Source organism: Micromonospora endophytica, from assembly GCF_003236305.1.
Classification (GTDB): Bacteria; Actinomycetota; Actinomycetes; order Mycobacteriales; family Micromonosporaceae; genus Micromonospora; species Micromonospora endophytica.
This window is the reverse complement of sequence record NZ_POTX01000296.1, coordinates 1-6,297: the sequence shown is the minus strand read 5'-3', so window position 1 is coordinate 6,297 and position 6,297 is coordinate 1. Positions and strand designations below refer to the sequence as shown.

Below are 6,297 nucleotides of genomic sequence, written 5' to 3'. Positions count from 1 at the left end.
TAGCGGTGGTGTGGGTGGGCGGGGTGAAGGCGCGTTCGGCGTACGCGGCGGTCACGGCCGCCGCCACCTGGTCGGCCTGAGCCGCCTCCACCAGGGCCAGTACGCAGCCGCCGAAGCCGCCGCCGGTCATCCGGGCACCCAGCGCCCCGGCGGCGAGGGCGGCCTCGACGGCGGTGTCGATCTCGGGCACGGTGATGGCGAAGTCGTCCCGCATCGAGGTGTGCGAGGCGGTGAGCAGCGGTCCGATCTGGCGCACCCGCTCGGCGCGCAGCAGGGCGACGGTGTCCAGCACCCGCTGGTTCTCGGTGACCACGTGGCGGACCCTTCGGCGGGTCTCGTCGTCGGTCAGCCGGGCGAGCGCGTCGTCCAGCTGCTCCGCCGGTACGTCCCGCAGCGCGGTCACGCCGAGTTGCTTCGCCGCCCGCTCACACGAGGCACGGCGGGCCGCGTACTCGCCGTCGGCGTGCCGGTGCGGGGCCTGGCTGTCGATCACCAGCACGGCCAGCCCGGCGGGTTCCAGCTCGAACGGGATGTGTTCCACCTGCTCGGTGCGGCAGTCGAGGAAGAGGGCGTGTCCGGCGTGGCACCGGATCACCGCTGACTGGTCCATGATGCCGGTGGGCGCGCCCACGTAGCCGTTCTCAGCCCGCTGAGCCAGCCGGGGTTGCTGCTCGGCGGGCAGGTCGAGCCCGCCGAGGTCGACGAGCGCGGCGAGCACGGCCGCCTCCAGGGCGGCCGAGGAGGAGAGCCCGGCACCGAGCGGCACGTCGGAGGCGACGGCCAGCCGGGCCCCCGGCACCCGATGGCCCGCCTCGCGCAACGCCCACACCACTGCGGCCACGTACGCGGCCCAGCCGGTGACCGGGCCGGGGGTGCCGGAGCCGGTGGCGGTGACCTCGGCGGTGCCGAAGCTGACGGTTTCGCCTGTCAGTTCGGACCAGACCTGCCAGCGGTCCTCGGCGGCCGGCGCGGCGGCGACGACGGTACGCAGCGGCAATGCGAACGGCAGCACGAATCCGTCGTTGTAGTCGGTGTGCTCGCCGATCAGGTTGACCCGTCCGGGAGCCGCCCAGCGGCCGGCGGGCGGGCTGGCGTACACCCGCTGGAAGCCGGCGGTGGCGCGGGCCGCGACGTCGTCCCGGGCGGTCACGGCTGACCCAGCCGGTGCGTGCGGTGGAAGACCCAGGCGTCGCTGATCATGTCGTGCAGGGTGGGTTTGCGCGGTTCCCAGCCCAGCTCGGCACGGGCCAGTGCGGCGGAGGCGACAAGCTCGGCGGGATCGCCTTCGCGGCGGGGTGCCACCTCGACCGGCACCGGGTGACCGGTGACCTCGCGGACCGCCTCGACCACCTGCCGGTTGGTGAAGCCGTTGCCGTTGCCGAGGTTGTAGACGCGGTGCTGTCCCGTGCTCGCCGCGTCGAGGGCGAGCAGGTGGGCGCGGGCCAGGTCGGCCACGTGGATGTAGTCGCGTACGCAGGTGCCGTCGACGGTGGGGTAGTCGTCGCCGAAGAGTTGCAGTTTCTCGCGGCGTCCGGCGGCCACCTCCAACGCCAGCGGGATCAGGTGGGTCTCCGGCTCGTGCCGCTCACCGAGAGCGGTGTCCCCGTCGAGGTACGCCCCGGCGACGTTGAAGTAGCGCAGCGAGACGGCGGCCAGGCCATGCCCGATCGCCTCGGAGGTGAGCGCCATGTCGACGGCGAGCTTGGTCGCCCCGTAGGTGTTGGTCGGGGCCTTGACCGCGGTCTCCGGGATGGGCAGCTCGGTCGGGTTGCCGTAGACGGCGGCGGTGGAGGAGAACACCAACCGGGGTACGCCGGCGGCGCGGACCGCGTCGATCAACGCCAGCGAACCGACTGTGTTGTTGTGCCAGTACCGCTCGGGGGCGACCATCGACTCACCGGCGGCGATCAGCGCGGCGAAGTGCAGCACGCCGTCGAAGCCGGAGCGCGGGGTGAGCACCTGGGCCACGTCGTGCAGGTCGATCGCGACGTGGGTCGCGTCGGGAGCAAGTGCTTCCCGGTAACCGGTTCGCAGGTCGTCGAGGACGACCACCTCGTGTCCGGCGTCGAGCAGCAACCGGGTCACCACGCTGCCGATGAAGCCAGCGCCGCCGGTGACGAGCAGTCTCACGTCGTCTCCTTCCGCCCGACCCGTCCGGTCGTGGCTCGTGGTGTTCACACCTTACGGCGGTGTCGCTGGCCTACCATCAGTGTCATGCGGGCAGCGCGGCGGCGCGGATCCCGGCGGCGGGAGCCAGACGGGCCCCGCCGCGAGCCAGGGCCGCTGGCCCGTGCCGTGGCCCGGGTGGTGGTCCGCGGTGCCGATGGCGCGTTGCGGCTGGTCACCGACCTGCTCGGTGCCGGGACGGCGGCCGGTCGCGAGCGGATCAGCGCGGCGGAACTGCGGGACCTGGTCGCCGCGAACACGGTGCTCGACCCGGTGGGCCGCCGCATCATCGACGAGGTGCTGGTGGCCGGTGCGAGTCTGGTCCGTGAGGTGATGATGCCCCGCACGGAGGTGGTCTTCCTCTCCGGGGCGCTGACCCTCGCCGAGGCCGAGCCGCTGGTCCGGGCAGGTACACACACCCGCTATCCGGTGATCGACGGCACCCACGACGACGTGGTCGGTGTCGTGCACCTGCGCGACCTGTTGCTGCGGCCGGATCGTGACCCGGACACCCGGGTCGGGCAGCTCATCCGGGAGGTGAAACGGCTGCCGGCCAGCAAGCGGGTGCTCGCCGCGCTCACTGAGATGCGCCGCGAGGGGCATCACCTCGCCGTCGTGGTCGACGAGTACGGCGGCACCGCCGGCATCGTCACCTGCGAGGACCTGATCGAGGAACTGGTCGGTGAGATCCATGACGAGTACGCCGACGCGCCCGAGCCGGCCCTGCCCGGCCTGCCGGCGGTGGTGGACGGTCGGCTCAACCTCGCCGACTTCGTCGAACGCACCGGTGTGCCGCTGCCCAGCGGGCCGTACGAGACGGTGGGTGGCTTCGTGATGGCCGGGCTGGGGCGGCTGCCCACGCCGGGCGATGAGGTGGTGGTGCCCGCCGATTCCCCGGGCGGGTCGGGTGGTGCGCTGCTGCGGGTGTTGACGCTGGAGGGACGGCGGGTGGCTCGGCTGGCGGTCACCGCCGCGCGCCTGCCGGAGCAGCGGCGGGACACCGCCGAGGGGGTCGGCCGGGCGGGACCGGCCGGCCCGTCATGACGCGCGCCGGGTGTTGCTGACAGAATGCCGGCATGTCCGACGTTCCCGCCCGCCCGCGCGTCTTCTCCGGCATCCAGCCGACAGCCGACTCGTTCCACCTCGGCAACTATCTGGGCGCGGTGCGGCACTGGGTGGCGTTGCAGGAGTCGCACGACGCGTTCTACTGCGTGGTCGACCTGCACGCCATCACCGCCGGGCACGACCCGAAGGTGCTGCACCAGCGGTCCCGGGTGGCTGCCGCGCAGTTGCTGGCCGTCGGGCTGGACCCGGATCGCTGCACGTTGTTCGTGCAGTCGCAGGTGCCCGAGCACGCGCAGTTGGCGTGGGTGCTGGGCTGCATCACCGGGTTCGGTGAGGCCAGCCGGATGACGCAGTTCAAGGACAAGTCGCAGAAGCAGGGCAACGAGCGGGCCAGCGTTGGCCTGTTCACGTACCCGATCCTCCAGGCTGCCGACATCCTGCTCTACCAGGCCAACGCGGTGCCGGTCGGCGAGGACCAGCGCCAGCACCTGGAGCTTTCCCGCGACCTGGCGCAGCGGTTCAACACGCAGTTCGGGCCGACCTTCACGGTGCCTGCCCCGCACATCGTGAAAGAGACTGCCAAGATCACAGACCTGCAGGACCCGACGGCGAAGATGTCGAAGTCCTCCTCGTCGCCGAGCGGCATCGTCGACCTGCTGGAGGACGCGGCCCGCTCGGCCAAGAAGATCCGCTCGGCGGTCACCGACACCGGTCGGGAGATCGTCTTCGACGAGCAGACCAAGCCCGGCATCTCCAACCTGTTGACCATCTACTCCGCGCTCAGCGGGCGCGGCATCGACGACCTGGTCGCCGCGTACGACGGCAAGGGTTACGGCGACCTGAAGAAGGATCTCGCCGAGGTGGTCCGCGAGTTCGTCGTGCCGATCCAGGAACGCACCCGCTCCTACCTCGACGACCCGGCGCAGTTGGACAAGCTGCTGGCGGCAGGTGCCGAGAAGGCGCGCCGGGTGGCGGTGCCGACGCTGCTCAAGGCGTACGAGCGGGTGGGTTTCTTCCCGCCGGTGCGCGGCGAGTAGTCGTCCGTACCAGCACGGACGGTGGGAACGAGTCGGGGCCGAAGGGGTGGCGCGAGGCGTGGATCAGGAGACCGGGGTGCCGACGCTGGGCGGCGACACCGTCCAGATCGGCATCGCGGTCGACATCCCCGAGCCGTGGGGCAGCCTGCTGACCCGACGGCGGCTGGAGGCCGGCGACCCGAACACCGTCCCGGCCCACGTCACCCTGCTCGGGCCGACCGAGATCCCGGTGGTCGCGCTGCCCGAGGTGGAGCGGCATCTGGCCCGGGTCGCCGTCGCCCATCTGCCGTTCACCCTGCATCTGCGGGGCACCGGCACGTTCCGGCCGGTGACCCAGGTGGTCTTCGTCGCGGTGGCCGCCGGGATCAGTGAGTGTGAACTGCTGGCCGCCGCGATCAACGCCGCGCCTCAGCTCCGCCGGGAGCTGCGGTTTCCCTACCATCCCCACGTCACGGTGGCGCAGGACGTCGCGCCGGAGGCGTTGGACAAGGCGTACGAGGACTTGGCCGACTTCTCCGCGATGTTCGAGGTGGAGTGCTTCACCCTGTTCTCGCACAGCGGTCAGACCAGGTGGCAGCCGCGCCGGGACTTCCGGCTGGGCGGTTGACCGACTGGCCCGGTCCGGCTGCGGGCGCGTCGACGAGGCATCGGCGAGGATGACGACGTGAACGTTCTGGGCCGGACCGAGGCCGCCATCGACCGCCGGCTGAGCGCCGCCCGTCGCCGCTCCCCGGCGTTCGCTCACCTGTGGCGGGCCGGGGTGCTCTACACCGATCAGCAGGGTGGTCGGTTGGCCGCCGCGATCGCCTACTACGGCTTCTTCGCGGTCTTCGCCCTCGCGCTTGTCGGGTACGCGGTCTTCGGCGCCATCCTGGAGGAGAACGACGAGGTGCGGGCGGCAGCCGAGGACTTCCTCGGGGAGAATCTGCCCTTCCTGGATCCGGCGCAGGTCGCCGACAGCAGCGGCACCGCCGGTCTGGTCGGCCTGCTCATCCTGGTGCTGACCGGGATCGGCTGGGTCGAGGCGATCCGTTCCTCGCAGCGGCTGATGCACGGCCTCGACCAGCATCCCGGCAACCTGGTGGTGCGCCGGCTGGTCGACCTCGGCGTGCTGCTCGTCGTCTTCGTGCTGCTCGGTGCCTCCGTGGCAGCGGTGGACGCGCTGGAGTCGCTGCTGCGTTTCCTGCTGCGCAGCACCGGCTCGATCACACTGACCACTGTCAGTGCCGTGCTCAGTGTCCTGGTCAACGCGGTGTTGGCCACCCTGCTGCTGGTCGCGGTGCCCCGGCTGCGGATGAGCCGGGCCCGGTTGCGGCCGGTGGTGCTGCTGGTCGCGGTGGGCATCACCCTGCTCAACACGGTGGGCCGGTTCTGGGTGGGACGGGTGGAGCACAACCCGGCGTACACGGTGGTGGCGACCGCCGTGGGCCTGCTGGTCTACCTGTACCTGCTCAACCAGTTGGTGCTCTTCGGCGCGGCCCTGGCGGCGACCAGCCGGCACGGGCGGGTGATCGACCTGACGGGTGCGCGCGGACCCGCCGACCTCGACGGGGACACCGATCCCGGCGCCCCCGGCGGGGGCGGTTGAGCGCATCTTGCGTCGAACCCGCCCCACCCCCGGTGAGCAGCGACGATGATGGGCCCGTGGGGGCACTCGTGACGTTGGATCTGCCGAGCGACTCGCCGATGCTGGACCTGCCGTGGGTCATCACCTTCGGCCCGCTCGACGACGCCGACGACTGGGAGCCGGTGGTCTGCGGCCCGTACGAGCGGGCGCACGCGTTGGCGTTGGCCGAGGCGGTGGTCGCCGACGAGCAGTTGATGGCGGTGGTGGAGCCGTTGGTGCCGGCGGTCTCGGTGGAGCAGATCCGCGGTGAGATCGTCGCCGCGCAGCTCGCCGCGGCGGACGAGACGGTCCGGGTGGACCAGGCCGACCTCTACGGCGACTACGAGGACACCGTCGACGAGGAGGAGGACCTGGCTGCCACCGGGCAGGCCGAGCTGACCGGCCCACTGCCCGCCCCGACCC

At 71.9% G+C, this 6,297-nt stretch carries 7 protein-coding genes; 5 read left to right on the top strand and 2 right to left on the bottom strand.

Annotated elements, in window-relative coordinates:
* Together galK and galE are read right to left on the bottom strand one after the other, a co-directional pair.
* Positions 1-1,150: galactokinase (gene galK / locus C1I93_RS27265; RefSeq protein WP_111246140.1), on the bottom strand; the 1,150-nt coding region annotated here is incomplete at its 3' end.
* A complete protein-coding gene (gene galE / locus C1I93_RS27260; protein ID WP_111246142.1) occupies positions 1,147-2,130 on the bottom strand; it encodes a UDP-glucose 4-epimerase GalE in 984 nt (327 codons plus the stop codon). The genes galE and galK, both read right to left, overlap by 4 nt.
* 84 nt (positions 2,131-2,214) lie before the next feature.
* On the opposite strand from galE, the gene C1I93_RS27255 reads away from it, so the two are divergent.
* The 5 genes from C1I93_RS27255 to C1I93_RS27235 all read left to right on the top strand — a co-directional run.
* Entirely contained in the window at positions 2,215-3,210 is a 996-nt protein-coding gene (locus C1I93_RS27255) for a hemolysin family protein (protein WP_111246139.1), read from the top strand.
* Positions 3,211-3,242: 32 nt separating this feature from the next.
* A complete protein-coding gene (gene trpS, locus C1I93_RS27250) occupies positions 3,243-4,268 on the top strand; it encodes a tryptophan--tRNA ligase (protein ID WP_111246138.1) in 1,026 nt (341 codons plus the stop codon).
* A 58-nt stretch (positions 4,269-4,326) separates the two neighbouring features.
* Positions 4,327-4,875: a 2'-5' RNA ligase family protein gene (locus C1I93_RS27245; RefSeq protein ID WP_223256477.1), complete on the top strand. Its 549-nt coding sequence runs from the start codon at positions 4,327-4,329 to the stop codon at positions 4,873-4,875.
* A 57-nt stretch (positions 4,876-4,932) separates the two neighbouring features.
* Positions 4,933-5,856, top strand: coding sequence for a YhjD/YihY/BrkB family envelope integrity protein (locus C1I93_RS27240; RefSeq protein WP_111246136.1), 924 nt, complete (start codon positions 4,933-4,935; stop codon positions 5,854-5,856).
* Positions 5,857-5,912: 56 nt separating this feature from the next.
* Positions 5,913-6,297, top strand: a 385-nt coding sequence (locus C1I93_RS27235; protein WP_111246141.1) for a hypothetical protein, incomplete at its 3' end; no start/stop codon positions are given.